The organism is Synechococcus sp. 1G10 (assembly GCF_002252625.1).
In the GTDB taxonomy this organism is placed as follows: domain Bacteria; phylum Cyanobacteriota; class Cyanobacteriia; order PCC-6307; family Cyanobiaceae; genus Regnicoccus_A.
The window spans coordinates 203,815-227,705 of record NZ_NQKW01000002.1 but is presented as its reverse complement, the minus strand read 5'-3'; the positions used below and the strand labels follow the sequence as shown (position 1 = coordinate 227,705).

26 protein-coding genes and 1 tRNA gene are annotated in these 23,891 nt (G+C 67.5%); 17 read left to right on the top strand and 10 right to left on the bottom strand.

Annotation, left to right across the window (positions count from 1 at the left end; translation table 11 throughout):
- Positions 1-11 precede the first annotated feature (11 nt).
- Complete coding sequence (gene ychF, locus CJZ82_RS03195) at positions 12-1,103, bottom strand: redox-regulated ATPase YchF (protein WP_094554343.1); 1,092 nt, start codon at positions 1,101-1,103, stop codon at positions 12-14.
- Positions 1,104-1,206: 103 nt separating this feature from the next.
- Here ychF and CJZ82_RS03190 point away from each other — a divergent pair, with 103 nt between their 5' ends.
- Complete coding sequence (locus CJZ82_RS03190) at positions 1,207-2,403, top strand: efflux RND transporter periplasmic adaptor subunit (protein WP_233129999.1); 1,197 nt, start codon at positions 1,207-1,209, stop codon at positions 2,401-2,403.
- 18 nt (positions 2,404-2,421) lie between these two features.
- On the opposite strand, the gene wecB is transcribed toward CJZ82_RS03190, so the two are convergent.
- On the bottom strand, positions 2,422-3,546 hold the full coding sequence (wecB, locus tag CJZ82_RS03185; protein WP_094554341.1) for a non-hydrolyzing UDP-N-acetylglucosamine 2-epimerase: 1,125 nt from the start codon (positions 3,544-3,546) through the stop codon (positions 2,422-2,424).
- Between the two features lie 105 nt (positions 3,547-3,651).
- Between wecB and CJZ82_RS03180 the strand changes: the two genes are divergently transcribed.
- Positions 3,652-4,860, top strand: coding sequence for a type IV pilus twitching motility protein PilT (locus CJZ82_RS03180; protein WP_094554340.1), 1,209 nt, complete (start codon positions 3,652-3,654; stop codon positions 4,858-4,860).
- Positions 4,861-4,875: 15 nt separating this feature from the next.
- Here CJZ82_RS03180 and CJZ82_RS03175 read toward each other — a convergent pair whose 3' ends face one another.
- Together CJZ82_RS03175 and tsaD are read right to left on the bottom strand one after the other, a co-directional pair.
- The gene (locus CJZ82_RS03175) at positions 4,876-5,058 is read right to left on the bottom strand and encodes a high light inducible protein (RefSeq protein ID WP_094554339.1); all 183 of its coding nucleotides are present in this window, start codon (positions 5,056-5,058) and stop codon (positions 4,876-4,878) included.
- Positions 5,059-5,091: 33 nt separating this feature from the next.
- A complete protein-coding gene (tsaD, locus tag CJZ82_RS03170) occupies positions 5,092-6,156 on the bottom strand; it encodes a tRNA (adenosine(37)-N6)-threonylcarbamoyltransferase complex transferase subunit TsaD (RefSeq protein ID WP_094554338.1) in 1,065 nt (354 codons plus the stop codon).
- Positions 6,157-6,233: 77 nt separating this feature from the next.
- Between tsaD and CJZ82_RS03165 the strand changes: the two genes are divergently transcribed.
- Together CJZ82_RS03165 and psaJ are read left to right on the top strand one after the other, a co-directional pair.
- Positions 6,234-6,713 (top strand): Photosystem I reaction center subunit III, encoded by a 480-nt coding sequence (locus CJZ82_RS03165; RefSeq protein WP_094554337.1) that lies wholly within the window; start codon positions 6,234-6,236, stop codon positions 6,711-6,713.
- 11 nt (positions 6,714-6,724) lie between these two features.
- Positions 6,725-6,841 carry a photosystem I reaction center subunit IX gene (gene psaJ, locus CJZ82_RS03160; protein WP_094554336.1) on the top strand — a complete coding sequence of 39 codons (117 nt, stop codon included), beginning with the start codon at positions 6,725-6,727 and terminating at the stop codon, positions 6,839-6,841.
- 103 nt (positions 6,842-6,944) lie between these two features.
- On the opposite strand, the gene gmk is transcribed toward psaJ, so the two are convergent.
- Positions 6,945-7,529: a guanylate kinase gene (gene gmk, locus CJZ82_RS03155; protein ID WP_233130011.1), complete on the bottom strand. Its 585-nt coding sequence runs from the start codon at positions 7,527-7,529 to the stop codon at positions 6,945-6,947.
- A 106-nt stretch (positions 7,530-7,635) separates the two neighbouring features.
- On the opposite strand from gmk, the gene CJZ82_RS03150 reads away from it, so the two are divergent.
- On the top strand, positions 7,636-9,396 hold the full coding sequence (locus CJZ82_RS03150; RefSeq protein WP_094554334.1) for an NFACT family protein: 1,761 nt from the start codon (positions 7,636-7,638) through the stop codon (positions 9,394-9,396).
- Positions 9,393-10,208: a twin-arginine translocase subunit TatC gene (tatC, locus tag CJZ82_RS03145; protein WP_094554333.1), complete on the top strand. Its 816-nt coding sequence runs from the start codon at positions 9,393-9,395 to the stop codon at positions 10,206-10,208. Before CJZ82_RS03150 ends, tatC begins: the two co-directional genes overlap by 4 nt.
- Before the next feature lie 12 nt (positions 10,209-10,220).
- On the opposite strand, the gene CJZ82_RS03140 is transcribed toward tatC, so the two are convergent.
- On the bottom strand, positions 10,221-10,571 hold the full coding sequence (locus CJZ82_RS03140) for a DUF3067 family protein (protein ID WP_094554332.1): 351 nt from the start codon (positions 10,569-10,571) through the stop codon (positions 10,221-10,223).
- A 148-nt stretch (positions 10,572-10,719) separates the two neighbouring features.
- Here CJZ82_RS03140 and petC point away from each other — a divergent pair, with 148 nt between their 5' ends.
- The 5 genes from petC to CJZ82_RS03115 all read left to right on the top strand — a co-directional run bounded on the left by petC (position 10,720) and on the right by CJZ82_RS03115 (position 14,107).
- The gene (gene petC, locus CJZ82_RS03135; RefSeq protein WP_094554331.1) at positions 10,720-11,256 is read left to right on the top strand and encodes a cytochrome b6-f complex iron-sulfur subunit; all 537 of its coding nucleotides are present in this window, start codon (positions 10,720-10,722) and stop codon (positions 11,254-11,256) included.
- A 46-nt stretch (positions 11,257-11,302) separates the two neighbouring features.
- The gene (gene petA, locus CJZ82_RS03130) at positions 11,303-12,235 is read left to right on the top strand and encodes a cytochrome f (RefSeq protein ID WP_094554330.1); all 933 of its coding nucleotides are present in this window, start codon (positions 11,303-11,305) and stop codon (positions 12,233-12,235) included.
- 36 nt (positions 12,236-12,271) lie between these two features.
- Positions 12,272-13,165, top strand: a complete 894-nt coding sequence (gene lgt / locus CJZ82_RS03125) for a prolipoprotein diacylglyceryl transferase (RefSeq protein ID WP_094554329.1) — start codon at positions 12,272-12,274, stop codon at positions 13,163-13,165.
- A 38-nt stretch (positions 13,166-13,203) separates the two neighbouring features.
- Entirely contained in the window at positions 13,204-14,007 is an 804-nt protein-coding gene (gene cobM / locus CJZ82_RS03120) for a precorrin-4 C(11)-methyltransferase (protein WP_094554328.1), read from the top strand.
- A 28-nt stretch (positions 14,008-14,035) separates the two neighbouring features.
- Positions 14,036-14,107 (top strand) — tRNA-Val (locus tag CJZ82_RS03115).
- Between the two features lie 40 nt (positions 14,108-14,147).
- Here the strand turns inward: CJZ82_RS03115 and CJZ82_RS03110 are convergent.
- Both CJZ82_RS03110 and CJZ82_RS03105 read right to left on the bottom strand, forming a co-directional pair.
- Entirely contained in the window at positions 14,148-14,567 is a 420-nt protein-coding gene (locus tag CJZ82_RS03110; protein ID WP_094554327.1) for a tellurite resistance TerB family protein, read from the bottom strand.
- Between the two features lie 68 nt (positions 14,568-14,635).
- Complete coding sequence (locus CJZ82_RS03105) at positions 14,636-16,264, bottom strand: Ppx/GppA phosphatase family protein (RefSeq protein WP_094554326.1); 1,629 nt, start codon at positions 16,262-16,264, stop codon at positions 14,636-14,638.
- A 126-nt stretch (positions 16,265-16,390) separates the two neighbouring features.
- Between CJZ82_RS03105 and CJZ82_RS03100 the strand changes: the two genes are divergently transcribed.
- Both CJZ82_RS03100 and CJZ82_RS03095 read left to right on the top strand, forming a co-directional pair.
- On the top strand, positions 16,391-17,272 hold the full coding sequence (locus CJZ82_RS03100) for a 4-hydroxybenzoate polyprenyltransferase (RefSeq protein ID WP_094554325.1): 882 nt from the start codon (positions 16,391-16,393) through the stop codon (positions 17,270-17,272).
- A complete protein-coding gene (locus CJZ82_RS03095; protein ID WP_094554324.1) occupies positions 17,269-18,180 on the top strand; it encodes an LD-carboxypeptidase in 912 nt (303 codons plus the stop codon). Before CJZ82_RS03100 ends, CJZ82_RS03095 begins: the two co-directional genes overlap by 4 nt.
- Here CJZ82_RS03095 and ispD read toward each other — a convergent pair.
- A complete protein-coding gene (gene ispD, locus CJZ82_RS03090) occupies positions 18,177-18,866 on the bottom strand; it encodes a 2-C-methyl-D-erythritol 4-phosphate cytidylyltransferase (RefSeq protein WP_094554323.1) in 690 nt (229 codons plus the stop codon). The genes CJZ82_RS03095 and ispD overlap by 4 nt on opposite strands.
- 78 nt (positions 18,867-18,944) lie before the next feature.
- Here ispD and CJZ82_RS03085 point away from each other — a divergent pair, with 78 nt between their 5' ends.
- From CJZ82_RS03085 to fabG, 3 genes are read left to right on the top strand one after another with little or no spacing between them, the layout of a single operon-like run.
- The gene (locus CJZ82_RS03085; RefSeq protein WP_198949630.1) at positions 18,945-19,793 is read left to right on the top strand and encodes a glycosyltransferase family 9 protein; all 849 of its coding nucleotides are present in this window, start codon (positions 18,945-18,947) and stop codon (positions 19,791-19,793) included.
- 29 nt (positions 19,794-19,822) lie between these two features.
- A complete protein-coding gene (locus tag CJZ82_RS03080; protein ID WP_094554321.1) occupies positions 19,823-20,953 on the top strand; it encodes a TrkA family potassium uptake protein in 1,131 nt (376 codons plus the stop codon).
- A gap of 48 nt (positions 20,954-21,001) precedes the next feature.
- Entirely contained in the window at positions 21,002-21,760 is a 759-nt protein-coding gene (fabG, locus tag CJZ82_RS03075; RefSeq protein ID WP_094554320.1) for a 3-oxoacyl-[acyl-carrier-protein] reductase, read from the top strand.
- Positions 21,761-21,767: 7 nt separating this feature from the next.
- On the opposite strand, the gene CJZ82_RS03070 is transcribed toward fabG, so the two are convergent.
- Positions 21,768-22,016, bottom strand: a complete 249-nt coding sequence (locus tag CJZ82_RS03070; protein WP_006170298.1) for a hypothetical protein — start codon at positions 22,014-22,016, stop codon at positions 21,768-21,770.
- Between the two features lie 199 nt (positions 22,017-22,215).
- Between CJZ82_RS03070 and groL the strand changes: the two genes are divergently transcribed.
- Positions 22,216-23,886: a chaperonin GroEL gene (groL, locus tag CJZ82_RS03065; RefSeq protein ID WP_094554319.1), complete on the top strand. Its 1,671-nt coding sequence runs from the start codon at positions 22,216-22,218 to the stop codon at positions 23,884-23,886.
- The last annotated feature ends 5 nt before the right edge of the window (positions 23,887-23,891 follow it).

Below are 23,891 nucleotides of genomic sequence, written 5' to 3'. Positions count from 1 at the left end.
AGCCGATCTGCTCAGACGTTGAACAGAAACTCCATCACGTCTCCTTCCTGGACCACGTACTCCTTACCCTCACTGCGCAGCCAGCCGCGGTTGCGGGCTTCCGGCAGGGAGCCGGCCTCCACGAGCTGGGCATAGGCCACGGTCTGGGCACGGATGAAGCCCCGCTCGAAGTCGGTGTGGATCACCCCGGCGGCCTGGGGGGCGGTCATACCGGCGGTGATCGTCCAGGCGCGGGTTTCCTTCTCGCCGGTGGTGAAGTAAGTGCGCAGGCCCAGCAGGCGGTAGGTGGCGTGGATCAGGCTCTGCAGCCCACCCTCGCTGACCCCCAGGCCCTCCAGATAGTCAGCGCGCTCAGCCTCGCCCAGCTCAATCAGCTCCGCCTCCACCTGGGCCGAGATGCGCACGGCCTCGGCACCTTCCTTCAAAGCCAGCTCCTCCACGGAGCGGCTGTGGGCATTGCCCTCGGCCAGATCGTCTTCCGAGACGTTGGTGGCGTAGATGATCGGCTTGGCGGTGAGCAGCCCGAGGGGCTTGAGCATGGGCACCTCCTCCTCCCCCAGCTCCACGTTGCGGGCGGCACCTCCCTGCTCGAGCTCCGCCTGGATCCGCGCCAGGGCGGCATCCTCGGCCTGGGCCTCCTTACTGGTGCGCGCCTGCTTCTTCAGCCGCTCGCGGCGCTTCTCGATCTGGCCCAGATCCGCCAGACCCAGCTCCAGATTGATCACTTCGGCGTCGCGCACCGGATCCACCTCACCAGACACGTGGATGACGTCGTCGTCCTCGAAGCAGCGGACCACGTGCACGATCGCGTCAACCTCGCGGATGTTGGCAAGGAACTTGTTACCCAGGCCCTCCCCCTGACTGGCTCCCTTCACCAGACCGGCGATGTCGACGAACTCCACCCGAGTGGGGACGATCTCACGAGAGCTGGAGAGATCCGAGAGCCTCTGCAGCCGGCCGTCAGGCACTGCCACAACGCCCACATTCGGCTCGATCGTGCAGAAGGGGAAATTGGCCGCCTGGGCCTGGGCGTTGGCCACCAGGGCGTTGAACAGGGTGGATTTGCCCACGTTGGGCAGCCCCACGATTCCAGCTTTGAGCATGGGGCGAAATCTAGACGGGGGCTCATCCGGGGACAGGGCCACAGCTGGGAGCAACACCAGGAAGACTGGTCGCAGTGAATGGAGCACGGCCATCGCCACGCGGATGCTCGAACAACCCCCAGCCCCGAAGCCGCCCCAGGCTCCGCTGACCCCCGGCGTATCCGCAACAACTGGAGCCGGGCCGGTAGCCCCGGCTCCGCGACGCCGCTGGTGGCGAGTGGCGGCCGGGGCCGTGGCCTTGCTTGTGGTCGTGGGCGGTGTGACCGTCTGGCAGCGCCAGCGCCAGGCCGCCAAGCGCAGCAACCTGGCCGATTTCACCGTCGTGGCCCAGCGCGGCACCCTGCCGGGTGTGGTGAGCGCCAGTGGCGAGCTGGAGGCAGGCCGCAGCGTCAACGTGAGCCCCAAGCGCGGCGGGGTGCTCGAGTCGCTGTTCGTCGATGAAGGCGACCGGGTCAGCAGGGGCCAGCCGATCGCCCTGATGGACAGCGGTGACCTGCGCCAACGGGAGCTGGAACTCGAGGCTCAGGTGCGCCTGGCGGAAGCGGAAGAGAGCCGCGCCCGCTCCGACTACGAACGCCGCCTCAAGCTGTTTGAGCAGGGGGCCATCAGCGAAGACGACATCGTGTCCTTCCGCACCCGTGCCCTCACAGCCCGGGCCTCACTCGACGTTGCTCGCAAGCGCTTCAACCAGCGCACGGTGGAACGCGCTGAGCTCACGATCCGGGCCCCCTTCGGTGGGGTGATCACCCAGCGCTTCGCCGATCCCGGCGCTTTCGTGACGCCCACCACCTCCGCCTCGGCCAACGCCGGCGCCTCCAGCTCATCGGTGGTGGAGCTGGCCCAGGGACTGGAGGTGGTCGCCAAGGTTCCCGAGAACGACATCGGCCGGATCAGCATCGGCCAGAGCGCCAGCGTGCGAGTCGATGCCTTCCCCGACAAGAGATTCGCAGCACGGGTGATCCAGGTGGCACCGCGGGCGGTGAAAAACAACAACGTCACGTCGTTCGAGGTGAAGCTCTCGCTCAGCGATCCCAACAACCTGCTGCGCATCGGCATGACCGCCGACATCGACTTTCAGACCGGCAGCCTTCCCCCACAGACCCTGATACCCACCGTGGCGGTGGTGACTGAGGAAGGACGGCCGGGAGTGCTGCTGGTGGGCAAGGACAATCAGCCCCGCTTTCAGCCGGTGACCCTGGGCTCGAGCAGTGGTCGCAACACACAGATCATCACAGGTCTCAAGGAAGGCACCAGGGTGTTCATCGACCTGCCCCCCTGGGCGAAGAAGCGAGATTCCTGACGGGGACCAGAGAACCGATCAGTTCGGAGCTCCCCTCAGGAAGCGCCTGCTGGCCTCGAGAATCCGTCCACTGGCCTGGCCATCGCCGAAGGGGTTTCGGGCCTGGGCCATGGCGGCATAGGCCTGGGGATCGTCCAGCAGCCGGCTGGCCTCGTCCACGATCGACTCCCTGTCGGTGCCGATCAGGCGTGCCGTTCCGGCCGTCACCGCTTCTGGCCGTTCCGTGGTTCTCCGCAGCACCAGCACCGGCTTGCCCAGGGCCGGCGCCTCCTCCTGCAGACCGCCGGAATCTGAGAGCAGCAGGGTGCAGCCCCGGATCGCCCCCACCAGCTCGTCGTAGTCGAGCGGTTCGCACAGGTGAGCGCGGGGATGGTCGCCCAGCAGCTCCTGCAGGGGCTCCCGCACCGTGGGGTTGCGGTGCAAGGGCAACAGCAGGGCTGTGTCAGGGTGGCGGTCCAGCAGCTGGCGGAATCCCTCTCCGATGCTGGTGAGACGCTCCCCCCAGTTCTCTCGGCGGTGGACAGTGGCCAGAATCACCCGCTGCCGCTCCCAGTCGAGACCTGGGACCTGGGGCAGGGGTGCCGAGGCGGCCATCAGCAGCAGCGCATCGATCACCGTGTTGCCCGTGACCAGGATCTGCCCCACCACGCCTGACGCCTTCAGGTTCGCCTCGGAGACACTGGTGGGGGCGAAGTGCAGCTGGGCCACCTGGGAGATCAGGCGCCGGTTCGCCTCCTCCGGGAAGGGATCGAGCAGGTTGTCGGTACGCAGCCCGGCCTCCACGTGGCCCACGGGGATCTGCTCGTAGAAGGCCGCCAGGGCCGAAGCGAAGGCGGTGGTGGTGTCGCCCTGCACCAGCACCAGCTCGGGTCGATGCTCCAGGAACTCCTCGCGTAGTCCCTGCAGTGCCGCGCAGGTGACATGGGTGAGGGTTTGCTTCGGGGCCATCAGGGCCAGGTCGCGGTCAGGGGTGAGCCCGAACAGATCCATCACCTGGGCCACCATCTCCCGGTGCTGACCCGTGAGCACCACCCGGGTGCGGAAGCCTGGATCGCGCTGAAAAGCCAGGATCACCGGCGCCAGCTTGATCGCTTCTGGCCGGGTGCCCAGCACGATGCTCACGAGCGGTGCGGTGGCGGACAAGGGGGCGAGGCAGTGGCTCGGATCCTAGGGAAGGGGGCCCGCAGGCTCTTCCGTGACAGGGGCTCAGTTTCGAGCAATGCTGCTTGCACTGGCCGCAGCCAACCTGTGAACCCGCTCGAGAGCAGCAACGCTCCCCAGGCCCTGGTCGATGGCGCAGCAATCAGGCTGCCGCCCCCACCTCCGCCGGCTCCGGCCCCTGTGGATTCGGTCCATCCAACGCCGGAATCCGTGCGCCCGACCTTCGGCGATCTGCCTCCCAGCCTTGAAGCGATCGTGGCAATCGCCGAAGCCAGGGACTTCTCCGACGTGCACATCAGCGTGGGCGAAACGCCCCGCTATCGCGACCAGGGGGTGATGGTGAACACGGGCTGGCCCACCACCGACCGGGAGCAATTCCGGCGCTGGCTGGAGGAGATCGTCGAGCCCGCCGACCTGGATCGTTTCCGTCGCGACCTGGACTTCGACGGGGCTTACGCATTCCCCTTCGCGCGCGTCCGCATCAACCTGCTGGAGAGCGTGCGCGGCCCTGCGATGGTGCTGCGGCTCATCCCGTTAGAGGTGCCAAGCCTGGATCAACTGGCGATGCCGCCGGTGATGAAGCAGCTGGCCAACTATCCGAAGGGGCTGGTGCTGATGACCGGCCCCACGGGCTGCGGCAAGAGCACCACCCTGGCCGCGATGATCGACTGGATCAACCGAACCGCAGCCAAGCACGTCATCACGATCGAAGATCCGGTGGAATTCGTGCACACCAGCCGCACCTGCCTGATTCGACAGCGGGAGGTGGGGCATCACACCAAGCACTTCCACACCGCCCTGAGAGCGGCGCTTAGGGAGGATCCCGATGTGATCCTGATCGGTGAAATCCGCGACCGCGACACCCTCACCACCGCCCTTGAAGCCGCCCAGACCGGCCACCTGGTCTTCGGAACCCTCCACACCAATTCAGCCGTTCGCACGGTGGACCGGGTCATGGGACTGTTCGATCCGGCCAGTAAGGAACAGATGCGCCGCGAGCTGGCGGAATCCCTGCTGGCGGTGATCTCCCAGGGGTTGATCCGCACCGTGGACGGGCGGCGCAGGGCCTATCACGATCTGCTGGTCAATACGGAAGCCTGCCGCGACTACATCCAGCGCGGGGATCTCGACGAGGTGGAGCAGATCATGGCCCGCAGCGCCTTTGACGGAATGCAGACCATCAATCAATCACTGGCCGCACTTGTGGAAGAGGGTCAGGTGGATCCCCGCGAAGCGCTCTCCCACAGTCTCAAACCGAACGAGCTGGCCCAGACCCTGCGCGGCAGGATCAGCTGAGGGTGCCGACGCCGCTCAGGAGCGGGTGACCAGACGGATCAGCAGCAGAGTCGCCAATCCCAGAGACAGGCCAAGCATGGCCAGGCGCCCGTTCCAGATCTCAGCCTGGGGAGTGAAACCACGGCGCCAGGCGTTGAGTTCCTGTGGGTCGACATCGACTGGCTCAAGCAGGTTCTCGCTGATCTCGGCAGGGGCCATTTGTCCTCGTCCCAAGACAGAGTTGTCAATACTCTAAGGGGACTTACAACCGGACTGCATTTCGTAAAGGCTGCCTGCCTGCTCGAGCGGAAGGCGTGCCATCACCCCCAGATCGCAGCCACTACGGGCCCCGCAGGCCAGGCGAGCCGCGGCTGCCACGCCGATCATGGCGGCGTTGTCAGTGCAGTAGGCCAGGGGAGCGACGCGCCACTGCAGGCCAAGGGCGGCGCAGCGCTCCTCCATGGTCTGGCGCAGGCGGCGGTTGGCCGCCACGCCGCCCACCAGCACCACCGTGTCCAGCCCCTCATCCAGAGCGCAGCGGCAGCTGCGCTCCACCAGCACCTCAGCCACCACCCGCTCGAAACTGGCGGCGATGTCGGCCACAGGAAGCTCCTGAGGCTCCTGCGCGAGGCGCTGCACCAGCCGCAGCACTGCGGTCTTGAGACCACTGAAGCTGAAGTCGTAGGGATGGAACCCACCCTCTGGCCTGGACACCCGGCCCTTGGGCAAGGGGAAGCGCTTCGAATCGCCGGCGGCCGCGGCCGCCTGGATGGCGGGGCCGCCGGGGTAGCCCAGTCCCAGCAGCCGCGCGACCTTGTCGAAGGCCTCCCCGGCCGCATCGTCATGGCTGCGTCCGAGCCGCTGGTAGGAGCCGACCCCCTCGACTCGCACCAGCTCCGTGTGGCCGCCGCTGACCAGCAGCACCAGGTACGGGCCTGGTGGCAGGGGCTCCCCCAGCTGTACCGAGCAGAGGTGCCCCTCCAGGTGATGCACCCCCAGAAAGGGCAGACCGTGCAGGCGGGCAAGGGTGCGACCAGTGATCGATCCCACCAGCAGGGCTCCCACCAACCCTGGCGCCACCGTGGCCGCGATTCCGTCAAGATCGTCGTAGTTCAGCCCCGACTCCGCCATCACCCGCTCCACAAGCTGGGGCAGGGCCTCCACATGGCGCCGGGAGGCGATTTCCGGCACCACACCTCCCCAGCGGGCGTGCTCCTCCACCTGGGAGGCCACAGCGCTGGCGAGCACGTCACGATCACGCACGACGGCGGCGGCGGACTCGTCACAACTTGTTTCGACGGCCAGAACGGTGGGCATGGGCTCCAGGGAAGTCCCCTACTGTCCGGCTGTGACATCCTGCCTTCCGGCAGGTCTTAATCCCAGCACCGGACACGATGCGCCGTCTCTTTGCTGTTCTGATTTCAGCCTTCCTGATCTTCGGCTTCGCCCCCATGGCGCACGCCGATCTGGCTGGGCTGACCCCCTGTGCTGAGAGCACCCGTTTCCAGCAGCGGGCGAGCCAAGCCACCACCGACCAGGCCAAGGCCCGGTTCGCGAATTACAGCCAGGCCCTCTGTGGCACCGATGGACTGCCCCGTCTGATCGTTGATGGCCGCTTCAGCCATGCCGCTGATTTCCTCATCCCGGGCCTCCTCTTCCTCTACATCGCTGGCACGATCGGCTGGGCCGGCCGTAGCTACCTGATTGCCATCCGCGGCAGCAAGGACGCCACCATGCGTGAAATTCAGATCGATCTGCCCCTGGCGTTCAAATCCACCCTGTCCGCAGCCGTCTGGCCCCTGGCAGCCTTCAGTGAGTTCGCCAGCGGAAAAATGGTGGAAGCCGACGCCAAAGTGACCGTTTCCCCCCGCTGATTCCTGGACCCATGAAGAAATTCCTCACCACCGCCCCCGTTGTTGCCGCCGTCTGGTTCACGCTCACGGCCGGTATCACCATCGAGATTTTCCGCTTCTTCCCGGATCTGATCATCCACCCCCTCTGAAGCCTGCATCAGGCCTCATTGATCGTTCAAAGCGGCCCTTCAACAGGCCGCTTTTTTCATGTCTGCTCCTCCCTCCTTGGGTTCCAGTCGTCGCATGTCTCGTCTATTGGACATGGCAGGCATCACCGAACCCCAGCAGCAGCTCCAGCTCCTCCAGGGCCACGCCAAGGTCGGCGTTCACCAGCACAGCGTCGAACTCAGCCTCGGCCATCAGTTCCTGGCGTGCGCGCGCCAGCCGCCGCTTGATGGCCTCCTCGTCGTCGGTGCCCCTTCCACGGATGCGCCGCTCCAGCTCCTCGAAACTGGGGGGCTTGATGAACACCTGAAACCCAGCCGGGAAGCTGCGCCGCACCTGACGGGCCCCCTCAAGCTCGATCTCCAGCAACACTGGCCGTCCCTGGGCCAGATGCTGCTCCACAGGCGGCCGCGGTGTGCCGTAGAGGTTGCCGGCAAACTCGGCCCATTCCAGAAAGCCACCTGCCTGCACCTGGTACTCAAAGCGCTCGCGATCGAAAAAGTGATAGTTGGCTCCATCGATCTCACCAGGCCTGGGCGCACGGGTGGTGGCCGACACCGACAGCCAGAGATCGGGATGGCGCTGCAGAAGAGCCGCCACGAGCGTGCCCTTGCCCACACCACTGGGGCCGCTGATCACGGTGAGCCGTCCTGGCGTTGAAGGCGATCCCATGGGGGTCTTCGGCTGGCCAGCAGAGTAGAGGGGTCCCACCGCACGCTCCGGCGTGGAGCGGCAGCCCATGGCGCCCCAGACCCAGCCAAGCCCGGCCATCCAGGCCATGGATCTCACCACCCTGCGGGCGGTGCTGGCGGAGCTGCGTCCCCTGCTGGTGCCGGCACGCTTCGAGAAGGCTCAGCAGCCCAATCCCCACACCCTGCAGCTGGGGCTGCGCGGTCTGAGCGGGATGCGCTGGCTGGAGATCAGCTGGCTGGCAGCAGCCCCACGATTGCTGGCGATCGATCCGCCGCCGAAGCAGGGGGACGGCAGCACCCTGGCCCGCGTTCTCCATCACGGCCTGTCTGGGCTGGCCTTGGTGGCGATCGAGCAGGAGGGCTTCGAGCGGGTGGTGGATCTGCATTTCGCGCCCCGGCCCGGGGAACCCAGTGGCCGCCGTCTGGTGGTGGAACTGATGGGCCGCCACAGCAACGTGTTCCTGCTCGATGCCCAGGGGCGGGTGGTGAGCCTGGCCCGCCAGGTACGGGAGCAGCAGTCACGGCTGCGGCCGATCGCCAGTGGCTCCAGCTACGTACGCCCACCGGCCCTGCAGTCGGATCCACCCAGCCTCAAGGAGCCCCAGGAACGCTGGCTGCGGCGGCTGCAGCTGGTGCCGGTGTCCTTGCGTCAGGCCCTGCAACAGACTTACCAGGGGATCAGTCCAGCCCTGGCGCTGCAGCTGGCCGATGGGGCGCCGGTGCCGGCGGTGGAGTTGCTGGCCCAACCGGTGGGCGAACTCAGGCAGGAGGACTGGGATCACCTCTGGGCGAACTGGCAGCGCTGGCTGCAGGACCTGGAGCAGGAGCGCTTCGGCTGGGAAGACTGTGACTCCACGACTGGCTCTGGCGGCTCCAGCCACTACCGCTGCTGGGGCACCGCCAGCCAAGGCCCCGTGAACGCCCCCCTGGCGGCCTACTACCGGCAGCGGCTCGGCCAGGGGGAACTGCAGCGACGCCGGGCGAGCCTGGAGCTGAAACTGCTGGCGGCCCGGGAGCGGGAAGAACGCCAGCGGCAGCAGCAGCAAGCCCTGCTCGATCAGGTGGAGAGCGGGGATGATCTGCGACGCCAAGCCGACGCGCTGCTCTGTCTGGGGGCCCCCAGCCGCGAGCAGGTGGCCGAGGCCCAGGCCCTCTACCGACGTGCCCGGCGGCTGCGGCGCTCGGTGGTCTCGATCACCCCACGGCTGGAGCTCCATCAGCGCCAGCTGGAGCGGATCGACGCCAGCCTGGCCTTCCTCGCCCTGCACAGCCCTGAGATCAGCCCCGGCCGCGGCCACCCGTACGGAGACCTGGAGGAAGCCCTCAGCCAGCTGGAGGCCCTTGAGCAGGAGAGCGAGGAGCTGCTGGCCAGGGGGGGCACCGAAGGGCGCCGCTCCGGCCGCCGCGGTCCGCCCCGCCCAGGCCCGGCCAGCATCCCTTCCCCCCTGGAGCTGCTGACGCCCGGCGGCCTGCGGGTGCAGGTGGGCCGCAACCACCGCCAGAACGAGTGGATCAGCATCCGCCAGGCCCGCCGAGGTGATCTCTGGTTCCACGCCCAGGAATGCCCTGGCAGTCATGTGATGCTCAAGGCCTCAGCTTCTGTGGCAGCCGACGCCGACCTCCAGCTGGCCGCTGATCTGGCCGCCCACTTCAGCCGAGCTCGTCAAAATGTGAGGGTGCCGGTGTTGAAGGTGCCCTGCGATCAGCTGCAACGACTTGCCGGGGCTGCCGCCGGCACCGTGACCCACAAGGGAGGGGAGGTGGTCTGGGCATCGCCCGAGCGGGCCGCCCACTGGCTCGCGACGGCGGAATCTGTGCCTAAGGTCCCAGCGGAGCCAGGGCCATGAGCGAACCAACCCCATCCACAGCCAGCGGCGGAGCCACCGGAACCGCCCTGCCCGCGCCGGCACCCATCCGCGTGAGCCGCCCGGATGAGTTCCCCGCAGAAGTGGAGATGACCCTGGTGGAACACCTGGAGGAGCTGCGGCGTCGCGTGCTGCGCAGCCTGCTGGCCCTGGTGGTTTCGGCGGCCGTCTGTCTGGTGCTGGTGCGCCCCCTGGTGCGTGTGCTGCAGGTGCCGGCAGTAGGCATGCGCTTTCTGCAACTGGCACCTGGCGAATTCCTGTTCGTCTCCCTGAAGGTGGCCGGCTACGCCGGACTCACCCTGGTGCTCCCCTACATCCTCTATGAGCTGCTTTCCTTCGTGCTGCCTGGGCTCACCCGGCGCGAGCGGCGACTGGTGGCCCCCGCGGTTGCGGCATCAGCTGTGCTGTTCATCGCCGGCCTGGCCTTCGCCTGGTGGGCGCTGGTGCCGGCAGCTCTGCGCTTCCTAGTGAACTACGGGGCCGATGTGGTTGAACCGATCTGGTCGATCGAGCGCTACCTCGACTTCGTGCTGCTGCTGATGGTGGCCACCGGACTGGCCTTCGAGCTGCCGGTGCTGCAGCTGCTGCTCGGGGCCTTCGGGCTGGTGGGATCCCGCACGATGCTGGGGGCCTGGCGCTGGGTGGTGCTGGGCTCGGCCCTGGCCGGCGCCGTGCTCACCCCCTCCACCGATCCGGTGACGATGTTGCTGCTCACCGGAGCGATCACGGCCCTGTTCCTGATCGGGGTGGCACTGGTGGCGCTGGTCGAGCAGGTGAGGCCCGAGCCCGCCTGAACTGCCCTTAAGTCAGAGCAGGAATTCACTGCTGCGACCATCCGCTGCCGGCTCCAGAGCCAGGCTCATCGCCTTGCCAAGCCGCGGCCGATCTTTCGTGGTGCTCAGCCACCCCCTCACCTGCTCCGCCACCTGGAGATTGTTGAGCACCTCCACCAGCTCCCGCAGACGGGCTTCGTAGCCGGCAGCATCGAGCGGGAAAGACTGCTGCTCGAGATAAGCCCACATCACCTGCAGGTACAACCGCCCGCGGCGCTGGACCAGCTGCAGGTCGTAGGAGGCCTGCCAGCGGGAGCGCAGCAACGTGATCACCTCCTCATAACGAAGAGGCGCCGGGGCGAAGGGAGCGGCTGGATCGGACAACGGCGAGGACGGCGATGAAGAGCGCAGCGGTGGAAGTCACAACAGCATGTTGCGGCAGCTGATCAGACCCCCTGTCTGGCCCCCTGGGGCAGGAGGTGCAACGGTCATAATGGTCGGCACGTCGCTTCGGCACCAAGGAACGCCTCGTATGACCCAGATCCCTGTGAGCGATGTGCCCGGAATGGGTCGTCGGCAGTTCATGAATCTGCTCACCTTCGGCACGGTCACAGGGGTTGCCCTTGGCGCTCTCTACCCGGTGGTCAACTACTTCATCCCCCCGAGGGCCGCAGGCGGTGGCGGCGGCACCACAGCCAAGGATGAGCTGGGCAACACCGTCACGGCCACCGGCTGGCTCTCCACCCATAAGGAAGGCGACCGCAGCCTGGTGCAGGGGCTCAAGGGTGATCCCACTTACCTGTTGGTGGAAGGTCCCGAGGCGATCGGCAGCTACGGCATCAACGCCATCTGCACCCATCTGGGCTGTGTTGTCCCCTGGAACAGCGGTGCCAACAAGTTCATGTGCCCCTGTCACGGCAGCCAGTACGACGCCACCGGCAAGGTGGTGCGCGGTCCTGCACCCCTCTCCCTGGCTCTGGCCAACGTCACGGTCGAGAACGACACCGTGTTCCTGAGCCAGTGGAGCGACACCGACTTCCGGACCGGCGACAAGCCCTGGTGGGCCTGATCCACCCCGTTCTCCCTTCCCTTCGTCGCCCGTTCGCCCACCCACCATGCGTCGTTCCCTCTCCCTGCTGCTGAGCTCCCTGCTCGTCGCTGCTGCCCTCCTGGGCGCTCCCCAGGCCAGCTGGGCCTATCCGTTCTGGGCCCAGCAGAATTACGCCAGCCCCCGTGAAGCCACCGGCAAGATTGTCTGCGCAAACTGCCACCTGGCCAAGAAGGCCACCCAGGTGGAGGTGCCCCAGGCCGTGATGCCGGACACCGTCTTCAAGGCGGTAGTCAAAATTCCCTACGACACCGCTGTGCAGCAGGTGGGGGCCGACGGCAGCCGTTCCGGTCTGAATGTCGGGGCGGTGGTGATGCTCCCCGATGGCTTCAAGCTTGCTCCTCCTGAGCGACTGAGCGAGGAACTGAAGGAAGAAACCGCTGGGGTCTACTTCACCCAGTACAGCGAGAACGATCCCAACATCCTGCTGGTGGGCCCCCTGCCTGGCGACCAGCACCAGGAGATCGTCTTCCCGATCCTCTCGCCTGATCCGGGCAGCGACAGCTCCATTCACTTCGGCAAGTATTCGATCCACGTTGGAGGCAACCGGGGCCGTGGCCAGGTGTATCCCACCGGTGAGAAGAGCAACAACGGGGTCTTCAACGCTTCCGTGGACGGCACCGTGGCCGCCATCACTCCTGGTGAAAACGGCGCTTCCGTGGTGGAGATCAGCACCGCCGATGGTCAGAGCGTGAGCGACACCATTCCCGCCGGCCCAACCCTCACCGTGGCGGTGGGTGACAGCGTCAGTGCAGGTGCCCCCCTCTCCGATGACCCCAACGTGGGTGGCTTCGGTCAGCTGGATGCTGAGATCGTCCTCCAGAATCCTGTCCGTCTCTACGGAATGCTCGCCTTCTTCGCAGCGGTGGCTCTGGCTCAGATCATGCTGGTGCTGAAGAAGAAGCAGGTGGAGAAAGTACAGGCCGCTGAGGGCGTCTGAGCCTTGTTCACCATGCCGTTCGCCTGAGTGCATTCGTTGGAGTTTCTCTCCCCGGCCACGGCCCTGGCTGTGTTCACTTCACCGGGCCCCCTGATTGTTCAGCTGGGTCCCTTGTCTCTGCGCTGGTATGGCCTGCTGATCGCCTTGGCAGTGCTGGTGGGTCTGTTGCTGGCCACCCGGCTGGGCAAGGCCCGGGGCATCGACCCCGCCCTGATCGCTGATCTGCTGCCATTGCTGGTGCTGGCCGCTGTGCTGGGCGCCCGGCTCTATTACGTGTTGCTGGAGTGGCGGCAGTATCAGCTCAACTGGCTGGAGGCGCTGGCCATCTGGCGAGGCGGCATCGCAATCCACGGGGCTCTGATCGCCGGCACCCTGGCGGTAGTCGCCTATTGCCGCTGGCGCAAAATCGCTTTCTGGAACCTGCTCGATGTGCTGGTGCCCTCCGTTGCCCTCGGCCAGGCGATCGGGCGCTGGGGCAATTTCTTCAATTCAGAGGCCTTCGGCCTTCCAACCGACCTGCCCTGGAAGCTCTACATCCCCGCCCTCAACAGGCCTGCACAGTTCCTCGATCAGCAGTATTTCCATCCCACCTTCCTCTACGAATCCATCTGGAACCTCGCTGTGGTGGCCTTGCTGCTGGTGCTGTTCCGCGCCGGGCTCAAAGGACGCATCCCCTTGCCCCCCGGCGCGCTGAGCTGCGTCTATCTGGTGAGCTACAGCCTCGGCAGAGTCTGGATTGAAGGGCTGCGCACCGACCCGCTCTGTCTGTTCTCCACGCCGCCCTTCTGTGAGGGAGGCCTGCGCATGGCCCAGCTCATGAGCCTGCTGCTGATCGCGCTCGGCAGCTTCGGCCTCTGGCGGATCTACGGCCAGGACCGCCCCCTGCCCGATCCAGGCGGTGCTCCCCTTCTGCCCCGGAACCCCTCTTGAACGAATCGTCGACCCCAGCGCCAGGTTCCACAAGCCCGGTGCTGATCGTGGGTGCAGGCCCCGGCGCCGTTGATCTGATGACCGTGCGGGCCACCCGTGCCGTTGAAGCCGCTGATGTCCTGGTGTGGACTGATTCCCTGGTTTCGCCGCAGATCGCCGCGCTGGCCCCTGCGCACTGCGAACGGATCCGCACCAGCACACTCACCCTGGAAGAGGTGATCGATCTGGTGGTGGAGCGGGCGCGGGCCGGCTTGCGGGTGGTGCGCCTGCACGATGGCGATCCCTGCCTCTACGGAGCCCTGGCGGAGCAGATCTGCCGCCTCAGCGAATCAGGACTCGAGGTGGAGGTGGTACCTGGCCTGAGCGCGTACCAGGCCACCGCCGCTGCTCTCAAGGCCGAGCTCACCATTCCGGGGCTGGTCCAGACCATCGTGCTCAGCCGTGCCGGTGGGCGCACGGGGGTGCCGGAGCGGGAATCGCTGGCACACCTGGCTTCCCTGCGAGCCTCCCTCTGCCTGTACCTGAGCGCCCGCCATGTGGAGTCAGTGCAGCAGGAGTTACTGCAGCACTACCCCGCCGACACCCCTGTGGCTATCGGCTACCGGGTCAGCTGGCCGGATCAGTGGCTGCAGGTTGTGCCGCTGGAGCGGATGGCGGCTGTGAGCCGTGAGCGACAGCTGATCCGCACCACCCTCTATGTGGTGAGCCCAGCACTGGCAGCCCCTGAGCAGGCTCGCTCTCGCCTGTATTCCGCCAGCCATGATCACCTGTTCAGGGCAGCAATCACTCCAGGCTCGACCAAGAGCGCAGCGACGGTTCAAGCTGGAGGCTCTGGGGGCTGAGCCGCGGTGTTTTAGGATCCAGGGGTCGGGGCGATTAGCACAGCGGTAGCGCACTTCCTTCACACGGAAGGGGTCACTGGTTCGAATCCAGTATCGCCCATTGTTCAGTTCAGGCCTGGTCAGAGGCCCTTCTTTCAGGATCAGGCCGCCACCGGACTGCATATGAGTTCGGCATGCAGGATGTCCATCACCTCAAGAATCTTGGCTGATTCGCTCTCAGCAATCTCCAGCTGAGCAGCTAGATCGGAGAGGATCTGTTGTTCCTCGGGCACCAACGGCCCGTCAGATCGCATTATTTCAGCCGCCACCGCAAAGGCCGTGCGGCGCTCATGGGGATCCAGTTGCAGAGCCGCGCGGGCCATCAGGATCGGTGCACCATCGCGGCGCAGATCAGCGAGCAACTGGTCGAACAGCTGAATCATCACCGCATCTCCCATCTGATTGAAGGGCACGCGGTAGTCGAGGGAGTGGCGCAGGGCCCTGGAACCAGCGCGGGTGAGCGACCCATCCCATGACACCGCGGCGAGGGCCACGGCCACGAAGGCGGTCGGAGAGTCCATGGAACTGGCGGCAGGAGATTCGTTTGTCTGTCATGGCGAAAGCAGGGCCGCTCCTGCGGTCGTCTTCGCTACCGGCTGTCGGATTCCACCAGCAATCGCACCCCTGTGGCCTCCGCCAGGGGCTCGGCGCACGCCTGCAGGCTCCAACGCTCCAGGCTCAGATCCAGGGGTGAGGCCGGCTCGAGCCCGATGCTCAGCTCACTGGTGCTGCAGGCGATCCGCAGGCCCGCCACCGCCGGCGTGGGACGGCGATCGAGGGAAGCGGCCAGCCGCAGAAGCATCGCCATCGCACTGACGGTGCGCCTCTGCTCACGGCCCGGGAGCAGAAGCCAGGCCTCGTGGCGCTTCTTGGGAAGGCTGCGGCGGTGATAGCGGGCAATCGCCGCCACCATCAGCTGCTCGGTTTCTGAGTAGCCGAGCAGGTCGCCATGGCGGATCAGATACCAGCTGTGCTTGTGGTAGGCGCCGATGTTGATGTGCTGGCCCGAGGCATGCAGCATCGCCGCGGCCCAGAGCAGTTGTCGCCCCTCACCTTCGTCGTGGTGCAGCACCCCGCGAGCGCGGTCGTAGAGGCTGAGGGCATGCTGGGCCACCCGATCCGCGCGCGCCTGGACGACGCCGTAGCGCTGGGCCAGCTGCAGCACCGTGCGACGGCGGATGCTGCTCTGGTAGGCGAAGCGATCCACGATCAGGTCGTGGCGGAGCATCCAGTCGACGATCAGTCCTTCACGCAGGGCCCGCTCGCTGATCACCATCTCCTCGGCCTGCAGCATCGCCATCGCCTGCTGCAGCACCAGCGTCCCCGGCACGATGATCTCAGCGCGGCGTTCATTGATGGCGGGCAAGGAGCGCCGCTGCTCCGGCGTCAGGGTTGTCAGCCGGTTGACCTGCTGATTGACTTGCTCCCGGCTCATGCGGAATCCCTGCAGCCGCAGGGGAGTGCGCTCCTGTTCGGAGGCCACCAGGGCTGCCAGTGCCGTTGCGGTGCCGCTGGTGCCCACCATCACTGGCACCTCCCCAGGCCGCAGCTGACGCTTCACGCGCTCCACAGCCGGCTCCAGAGAACCCTGGATGAACGCCCGCAGGAAGTTGAGCCGGGCTGCCGGCATCGGGTCCTCGCGGATGAAGTCACGCTGCAGTCGCACTGCGCCGATGCGGGTACTGGTGAGTTCACGGGCATCAGCCCCGTCAGCCAGGATCAGCTCGGTGGAGCCGCCGCCGATGTCGAGGATCAGGTGGGGGGTGTCACCGAAGGCCATGCCCGAGAGCACCCCGAGATAGATGAGGCGAGCCTCCTCCTGGCCGCTGACCAGATCCACCTCCAGACCCAGTTGCTCCTGGACCGCCTGCAGGAACAGTCGGCCGTTGGGCGCCTCCCGCACTGCACTGGTGGCGGCAGTGAGGATCTGCTCAACTCCGTGGCTCTCGGCCAGCTGACGGCAGTGACGCAGGGCGATGAAGGCGCGCTCGATCGCCTCGGGGGTGAGGTCCCCCGTTTCGGGATCCCGCTCTCCCAGTCGGGTGGACGACTTCTCAGCCAGCACCAGAGAGAAGCTGCGCAACTCCGGGTCCACCGCCGCGATCAACAGGTGGATGGAGTTGGAGCCGATGTCGATGGCTGCCACATGCCGCAGCCCGGTGCCTGAGCCCTGGCTGACGGGAGCGACCACCGTGACGGCGGGGTCGGGAGAGACCATCGGGCGACCAGCCGGCACTGACCGCGCCACTTTGCCACCGCAGACCGCAACCAGTCGCCCCATGTCACGGCCCCATATCGCTGCCCAAGGCATCCCCAGCCCCGAAGCGCCGTATAACCTGCGCCGATGAACATCAGCGCCTCCCTGCGGGGTTGGTTCGAGCTGCTGCGCTGGCACAAGCCCAGCGGACGTCTGATCCTGCTGATCCCGGCCGGCTGGGCCCTCTGGCTCACCCCCCAAACCCCGCCAGCTCCCAGCCTGGTGGGCCTGATCGTGGCCGGCGGGCTGGCCGTGAGCGGCGCCGGCTGCGTGGCCAATGACCTCTGGGACCGGCGCATCGATCCGCTGGTGGAGCGCACCCGCACGCGCCCCCTGGCCAGTGGCCGGGTGGGCATGGTCGAGGCGGTGCTGCTGCTGCTGGCCTGTCTGCTGGTCGCGCTGACGGTGGTGCTGGCTCTGCCGGCGCCCAGCCGCGGCCTGTGCCTGACCCTGGCGGTGGCCACCCTGCCGCCGGTGCTGCTCTATCCCTCGGCCAAGCGCTGGTTTGCCTATCCCCAGCTGGTGCTGGCCTTCTGCTGGGGGTTCGCGGTGCTGATTCCCTGGGCCGCAGCCACGGCCGCTCTGGGGGGAGGCTGGACCCTGCCGCTCGCCTGGCTGGCCACCCTGCTGTGGACCTTCGGCTTCGACACCGTCTACGCCATGGCCGACCGGGCGGATGACGCCGCCCTGGGGGTCCGCAGCAGTGCCCTCAGCCTGGGGGAGGGCGCCCCCACTGCGGTGGCCCTCAGTTATGGAGCGGCCGCCCTGCTGCTGGCGGTGGCAGCCACCAACGCCGGAGTGATCTGGATCTTCTGGCCCCTGTGGACCCTCGCCGCCGCGGGCATGCAGCGGGAAGCCCAGCGCCTGCGGGGGCAGCCACCGCGCTCCCGCTACGGGGAGCACTTCAGCCGCCAGGTGCAACTCGGCGCCCTGCTGCTGCTGGCCCTGGTGCTGGGGCGCGGGGCATGAGCGACTGGTTGCCACCCCCCCTGCGGCCGGGGGACCGGGTGAGGCTGGTGGCGGCCAGCTCTGCCCTGGCGGAACGCCAGCGGCTGGAAGCAGGCATCGCCGTGATCGAAAGCTGGGGACTGAAGGTGGAGCTCCCCTTCGCCCCGGAGCGGCGTTGGGGGTACCTGGCCGGCAGGGACCATGAACGCCTCTCCGACCTGCTGCCGGCTGGTTCTGCCACCACTGGCGAAGCGGCCGCCCTGCTGGCCTGTGTGCGGGGCGGCTGGGGAGCGGCACGCCTGCTGGAGCAGTCGCCGCCCCTGCCTGAGGGCTGGCTGCTGGGTTTCTCTGATGTGACCTCCCTGCTGCTGGCCCAGCAGGCCAGGGGCCTCCGCGGCGCGGTCCATGGCCCCATGGTCACCACCCTGGCGGACGAGCCGTCCTGGAGCCAGGATCGCCTGCGCCGGCTGCTGTTCGGGGAAGCGCCGGGAGCGTTGCAGGGAACCCCATGGCGGGGCGGGCGGGCCGAAGGACCCCTGCTGGTGGCGAACCTCACTGTGGCTACCCATCTCCTGGGCACGCAGTACCTGCCCGACCTCAGGGGGGCGGTGCTGATCCTGGAAGACGTGGGGGAGGCCCCCTACCGGATTGAGCGCATGCTCACCCACTGGCGTCTCTGCGGCGCTCTGCAGCAGCTGGCGGGGATCGGCTTCGGCAGCTTTCAGGGCTGTGAGGAGCCCGACGGGGAGGGGATATCGGCCGGAGAACGGTTCAGCCTCGAGCAGGTGCTGCGCGAACGCACCGCGGATCTCGGCATCCCCGTGCTCGCGGGGCTGCCCGTGGGCCATGAGCCCGGCAACGGCGCCCTGCCCCTGGGGGTTCCCTGCCGCCTGGATGGGGAGTGCGGGGAGCTGAGCCTGCTGCTCTAGGCCCTGTCGCTGCGGGCAGCCAACACCGCCCCGGCGATGGCGAGATCAAAGGGGGTGGTGAGTTTGATGTTCGAGGCCGAGGACTCGATCACCCGCACCGGCCAGCCCAGGCGCTCGAACAAGGAGGCGTCGTCGGTGACGCTCCAGCCCTCGGCCGCTGCAGTGGCATGGCCGAGGAGCAACTGGGCCAGGGGGAAGCCCTGGGGGGTCTGGGCCGCCCAGAGCCCCTGGCGATCGGGAGTGTCCTCGATGGTGCCGTCGGCCGCCACCCGTTTGATCGTGTCCGACACCGGCACCGCGGCGATCACGGCCTCCCCTCGGGCGGCCGCGGCGGCGCAGCGGCTGATCAGCTCCGGCTCAACCAGGCAGCGGGCGCCATCGTGGATCAACACCGCTTCAGCGTCTGGAGGCAGAGCCGCCAGGCCGAGGCGCACCGACTCCTGGCGGGTGTCCCCGCCCTCGATCCAGTGCACGGGGCGCTCAGGCGCCGCAGCCGCCACCAGGGCCTCCACCTCCGCCTGATCGCGGCTCTGGCCCACCACCCCGATCCAGCTGATGTCCGGCGTGGCCAGAGCCGCCTCCAGAGTCCAGGCCAGGACGGGGCGCCCTGCCACAGGCAGCAGCAGCTTGTTGCGCTCAGCGCCCATTCGGCGGCCACTGCCTGCAGCGGCGATCAGCAAATGCACAAGGGACTCCCGCGCAGCGGACAAACCAGACCAGATTCATACAATCAGCCCGCCCGCCGCCTTCCAGCCACCGCTCCGATGCGTGTACTTGTACTGATTCCGGGCGGCATGGCAACCCAGCTGCAGGCCGTTCCTGCGGTGGCCGCCGTCGCCAGCCATCTCCATGCCCAGGTGCAGGTTGTCTGCACCGCTGGGGTGGCTGCAGCCTGGAAGCTGGTACCGGCCGTGGAGAAAGTGCTTGGTTACGGCTTCGATCAGGGGGTGAGCCTGGCCGACTGGGCCAATCTGCTGGGGAGTGCGCGCGAGCCCGATTTCCAGGTCTGCCTGAATCTGGGCAGCGGCTGGGCGATCGATCTGATGCTGTCCCTCGGCCACATCCCCACCCGGATCGCCACCGGGGGCTTCTCAGCCACCACCACCGTCAGTCGCCAGCCGGGTTGGCCCAACCAGACGCTCGAGGCCTGGCTGCGGCCGATCGGTGTGCCCCTGGATGCGGGCGCCTACCGCCTCAGCCTGCCCAAAGCCGCCCTGGAGAAGGCGGTGGCCGCAGCGCCGGCAGGCGATGGCCCGCTGCTGCTGCTGGCCCCTGACCCCCAGCCCACGGCAGCGGAACCCGACTGGCCGGCCCAGCGCTGGCAGGAGCTGCCGGAGGCGATCCGGACCCGGCTCCCCCAGCTGCGCATTCAGCAGGCCCGCCGTGATGGCAGTCCCCTTGAGCGTGCCGCCCAGGTGGCCGCCGCCGACGTGGTGCTCAGCCGCGACCCGATCACCACCGAACTGGCTCTGCTCAGCGGCACCCCCCTGGTCGCCCTGGGGCGCAGTGGCGACAGCCTGCCCATCAGAGCGGGTGTACAAGGTCTCGGCCTAGCATCGTCTCTGGACAAGCTCGATGTTGCTGACGTCCTTCAGGCCCTTGGTCTGGGCTAAGCGTCCACTCTTCAACCCCGGCCCCTCGGATGCCTCCAAAGTCCAGGCGCCGACGCCCCAGGCCTCCCTCCCCCCGGATCCGACAACCCTGGCGAACCACCCTGATCGCCCTGGTGGCCCTGGTGAATTTCTCGGCGGCGGGTTACCGCTTCACCGAAGGCTGGGACTGGGGGGACTGCTACTGGATGGTGCTGGTGATGCTAACCACCCTGGGCTGGAGCGACGGCACCACCCAGCCCCTCTCCGGGGCCGGCCGCGTGGTGACCACCCTTTCGATCGCCGGGGGGTTGGTGGTGGTGCAGATGACCATCCAGGGCCTGCTTGGGCTCACCGATTCCGGCTACTTCCGCCGGATGCGCGAACTCCGCTTCCGCCGCTGGCTTCTCACCATGAATGACCACGTGATTCTCTGCGGCTATGGCCGCATCGGCCGGGAGATCGCCGACCAGATCACCGCCGAGGGCGTGCCGCTGCTGGTGGTCGAGATGGATCAGAGCCGCAAGGAGGCCGCCGAGGAGAGCGGCCTGCCGGTGCTTCAGGCCGATGCCACCCTCGATGTAACCCTGCTGGAAGCGGGGATTCACCAATGCCGCAGCCTGGTGGCCGCCCTGCCCAGCAACGCAGCCAATCTCTATGTGGTGCTCAGTGCCCGGGGCATCGCCCCCCGCTGCCGCCTGATCTCCCGCTCCGACAGCGAGGAGGGCGCGCGCAAGCTGCGGCTGGCCGGCGCCGATCAGGTCGTGAGTCCCTACGTGGCCGGCGGGCGCAGCATGGCAGCGACAGCCCTGCGTCCTCTGGCGGTGCAGTTCATGGAACTGCTGGCGGGATCGGAGTGCGAGGTGGACGAGTTTCAGATCAGCAACAACGGCCAGCTGCTGGGGGATCTCAATGGACGGACCCTGGCCGAGCTGGAACTGCGCAAGCGCACCGGTGCCCTGGTGCTGGCCGTGCGCATGCCCGCCATGAATGAGAACAACCCATCGGTGTACCGCGGGATCACCAGTGCTCCCCTTCCCCCGAAACTGATCACAAACCCCAATGGCGATGTGAGGCTGCTGCCGGGCCAGTTGCTGGTGGTGATGGGCAGCAAGGAGGAACTGCAACGCCTCGCCCAGTTGCTTGGCCCCGCCGTGGAGGGAGTCGAAGCGATGACCAACTGAGTGCGGCCAGGAGGCGCATACGATCACTCCCTCCTTGCTGCCTTGCCGATGAGCGGATCCGCTGTTGCCCCACTCACGGGCCAGGTGGCTCTCGTCACCGGAGCCAGCCGCGGCATCGGACGGGCCATCGCCCTTGAGCTGGCCGCCAGCGGGGCGGAGGTGGTGGTGAACTTTGCCGCTTCCGCCGACGCCGCCGATGCGGTGGTGGCGGCCATCAACGCCGCCGGCGGCCGGGCCTGGAGTCACCGCGCCGATGTCTCCCAGGAGGCGGAGGTGGAAGCCATGGTCAAGCAGGTGCTGGACCGAAGCGGCCGACTCGACGTGCTGGTGAACAACGCTGGCATCACCCGCGACGGGCTGCTGATGCGCATGAAGACCGCCGACTGGCAGAGCGTGATCGACCTCAACCTCAGCGGCGTCTTCTTCTGCACCCGAGCCGTCTGCCGCACCATGCTCAAGGCCCGCAGCGGCCGGATCATCAACATCACTTCGGTGGTGGGGCTGATGGGCAACCCCGGCCAGGCCAACTACAGCGCCGCCAAGGCCGGGGTGATCGGCTTCACCCGCAGCACTGCCGCCGAGCTGGCAAGCCGTGGGGTCACCGTCAACGCCGTGGCTCCCGGCTTCATCGCCTCAGACATGACCAAGGACCTGGACGTGGAGCGGATCCAGGCGGCCATTCCCCTGGGCCGACTCGGTCAGCCCGAGGACGTGGCCGGTGTGGTGCGGTTTCTGGCCGCCGATCCAGCCGCTGCCTACATGACCGGCCAGGTGCTGCAGGTGGATGGCGGCCTGGTGATGCGCTGAGGCCCGATCACGACTGAATCGGCTGCCCCAGCTCCTCCCGCAAGCGGCGGATTCGCTGCAGCAGCCGCAGCCGGCGGCTGCGGGCCGTGATGGTGAGAAAGAGCCGCAGAGGCACGTAGACCAGAGCCATCGCCAGCCCAAGGCCGGCGATGACAAGGAACACCATCAGACTGGCCCCCGAGACTGTGTCGATCGCGGGGTCGGTGAGCGCATCGGCCACCGAGGCTGAAAGGCTGGCGCGCAGGTTCTCCTCCATGGCAGGACCCTATCGAGAGATGGAGCCGGCCGCAGCGCCCGGGTGGGCGCGCGATTCGGCTTTCCCCACCCGCAGGCTCCTGACTGGGCCACAGCCGCTGTGGGACGCTGATTCCAATTGGGTACGGAGGCCGTACCCAGTTCCGCCTGGGAGGTCGCCCCACCCCGGCGTCAGCCCTTCTCCACCACCTCCACGATCGATGGCCAAACTGATCAGCTTTTCCGACGCCTCCAGGGGTTCGCTCGAGCGGGGGGTGAACGCCTTGGCGGATGCCGTGCGGGTCACGATCGGACCGAAGGGCCGCAACGTGGTGCTGGAGAAGTCCTTCGGGGCACCGGACATCGTCAATGACGGGGTGACGATCGCCAAGGAAATCAGCCTGGAGGATCCATTCGAGAACGTGGGAGCCAGGCTGATGCAGCAGGTGGCCTCCAAGACCAAGGATCAGGCGGGTGATGGCACCACCACCGCCACGGTGCTGGCCCAGGCAATGGTGCACGAGGGACTGCGCAATGTGGCCGCCGGGGCCAACCCGGTGGGGCTTCGCCGCGGGATGGAGCGGGCCGCCGCCCGGGTGGTGGAGGGCATCGCCGCCCGTTCCCAGCCCGTGGCCGGCGACGCCATCCGTCAGGTGGCCACAGTCAGCTCCGGCGGCGACGAGGAAGTGGGCCGGATGGTGGCCGAGGCCATGGACACGGTGAGCACCGACGGGGTGATCACCGTGGAGGAATCCCGCTCCCTCTCCACAGAGCTGGAGGTAACCGAGGGCATGGCCTTTGATCGGGGCTATTCCTCCCCCTACTTCGTCACCGATGGCGACCGCCAGGTGTGCGAGTACGACAACGCCCTGCTGCTGGTGACAGATCGCAAGATCGGCAGCATCAATGATCTGGTGCCGGTGCTGGAGGCCGTTTCCCGGGCCGGTTCTCCCCTGGTGATCCTGGCTGAGGACGTGGAGGGCGAGGCGCTCGCCACCCTGGTGGTGAACAAGAACCGTGGGGTGCTGCAGGTGGCGGCCGTGCGCGCGCCAGGATTCGGCGACCGCCGCAAGGCCATGCTCCAGGACATCGCCATCCTCACAGGCGCCACCCTGATCAGCGAGGACCGGGCCATGACCCTCGAGAAGGTGGCCCTGGCTGATCTCGGCCGCATGCGCAAGATCACGATCAGCAAGGACACCACCACGATCGTGGGCACAGAAGACCACAGCGCCGCCGTGGCCGATCGCGTGGCCTCGATCCGCCGTGAACTGGAGGCCACCGAATCCGAGTACGACCGCGAGAAGCTGAACGAACGCCTGGCCAAGCTGGCCGGCGGTGTGGCCGTGATCAAGGTGGGCGCCCCCACGGAAACCGAGCTGCGCAACCGCAAGCTGCGCATCGAAGACGCGCTCAATGCCACCCGGGCTGCGGTGGAGGAGGGAATCGTGGCGGGCGGTGGATCCACGCTGCTGCAATTGGCCAGCGAACTCGACTCGCTGATCGCCGAGCTGAGCGGGGATGAGCGCACCGGCGCAGAGATCGTGCAGCGGGCCCTGTCGGCTCCAGCCCGTCAGATCGCCGAGAATGCCGGTGCCAACGGCTCGGTGGTGGTTGCAGAAGCCCAGCGCCTGGGTAAGGGCTACAACGCCATGACCGGCGCCTACGACGACATGGTGGCCGTCGGCATCCTCGATGCCGCCAAGGTGGTGCGTCTGGCCCTGCAGGACTCCGTTTCGATCGCCGCGATGCTGATCACAACCGAAGTGGTGATCACGGACAAACCGGAACCGCCGGCCCCCGCCGGTGGCGGAATGGACGGCATGGGAGGCATGGGCGGTATGGGTGGCATGGGCGGTATGGGTGGCATGGGCATGCCCGGCATGATGTGACCCTG

Excerpts from the sequence above, each read along its gene's own strand:
- ychF (WP_094554343.1), bottom strand. The coding sequence starts at position 1,103 with ATGCTCAAAGCTGGAATCGTGGGGCTGCCCAACGTGGGCAAATCCACC.
- CJZ82_RS03190 (WP_233129999.1), top strand. The coding sequence starts at position 1,207 with ATGCTCGAACAACCCCCAGCCCCGAAGCCGCCCCAGGCTCCGCTGACC.
- CJZ82_RS03175 (WP_094554339.1), bottom strand. The coding sequence starts at position 5,058 with ATGGCCCCTGCCGAGATCAGCGAGAACCTGCTTGAGCCAGTCGATGTC.
- tsaD (WP_094554338.1), bottom strand. The coding sequence starts at position 6,156 with ATGCCCACCGTTCTGGCCGTCGAAACAAGTTGTGACGAGTCCGCCGCC.
- CJZ82_RS03165 (WP_094554337.1), top strand. The coding sequence starts at position 6,234 with ATGCGCCGTCTCTTTGCTGTTCTGATTTCAGCCTTCCTGATCTTCGGC.
- psaJ (WP_094554336.1), top strand. The coding sequence starts at position 6,725 with ATGAAGAAATTCCTCACCACCGCCCCCGTTGTTGCCGCCGTCTGGTTC.
- gmk (WP_233130011.1), bottom strand. The coding sequence starts at position 7,529 with ATGGGATCGCCTTCAACGCCAGGACGGCTCACCGTGATCAGCGGCCCC.
- CJZ82_RS03150 (WP_094554334.1), top strand. The coding sequence starts at position 7,636 with ATGGATCTCACCACCCTGCGGGCGGTGCTGGCGGAGCTGCGTCCCCTG.
- tatC (WP_094554333.1), top strand. The coding sequence starts at position 9,393 with ATGAGCGAACCAACCCCATCCACAGCCAGCGGCGGAGCCACCGGAACC.
- petC (WP_094554331.1), top strand. The coding sequence starts at position 10,720 with ATGACCCAGATCCCTGTGAGCGATGTGCCCGGAATGGGTCGTCGGCAG.
- petA (WP_094554330.1), top strand. The coding sequence starts at position 11,303 with ATGCGTCGTTCCCTCTCCCTGCTGCTGAGCTCCCTGCTCGTCGCTGCT.
- CJZ82_RS03110 (WP_094554327.1), bottom strand. The coding sequence starts at position 14,567 with ATGGACTCTCCGACCGCCTTCGTGGCCGTGGCCCTCGCCGCGGTGTCA.
- CJZ82_RS03105 (WP_094554326.1), bottom strand. The coding sequence starts at position 16,264 with ATGGTCTCTCCCGACCCCGCCGTCACGGTGGTCGCTCCCGTCAGCCAG.
- CJZ82_RS03100 (WP_094554325.1), top strand. The coding sequence starts at position 16,391 with ATGAACATCAGCGCCTCCCTGCGGGGTTGGTTCGAGCTGCTGCGCTGG.
- CJZ82_RS03095 (WP_094554324.1), top strand. The coding sequence starts at position 17,269 with ATGAGCGACTGGTTGCCACCCCCCCTGCGGCCGGGGGACCGGGTGAGG.
- CJZ82_RS03085 (WP_198949630.1), top strand. The coding sequence starts at position 18,945 with ATGCGTGTACTTGTACTGATTCCGGGCGGCATGGCAACCCAGCTGCAG.
- CJZ82_RS03080 (WP_094554321.1), top strand. The coding sequence starts at position 19,823 with ATGCCTCCAAAGTCCAGGCGCCGACGCCCCAGGCCTCCCTCCCCCCGG.
- fabG (WP_094554320.1), top strand. The coding sequence starts at position 21,002 with ATGAGCGGATCCGCTGTTGCCCCACTCACGGGCCAGGTGGCTCTCGTC.
- CJZ82_RS03070 (WP_006170298.1), bottom strand. The coding sequence starts at position 22,016 with ATGGAGGAGAACCTGCGCGCCAGCCTTTCAGCCTCGGTGGCCGATGCG.
- groL (WP_094554319.1), top strand. The coding sequence starts at position 22,216 with ATGGCCAAACTGATCAGCTTTTCCGACGCCTCCAGGGGTTCGCTCGAG.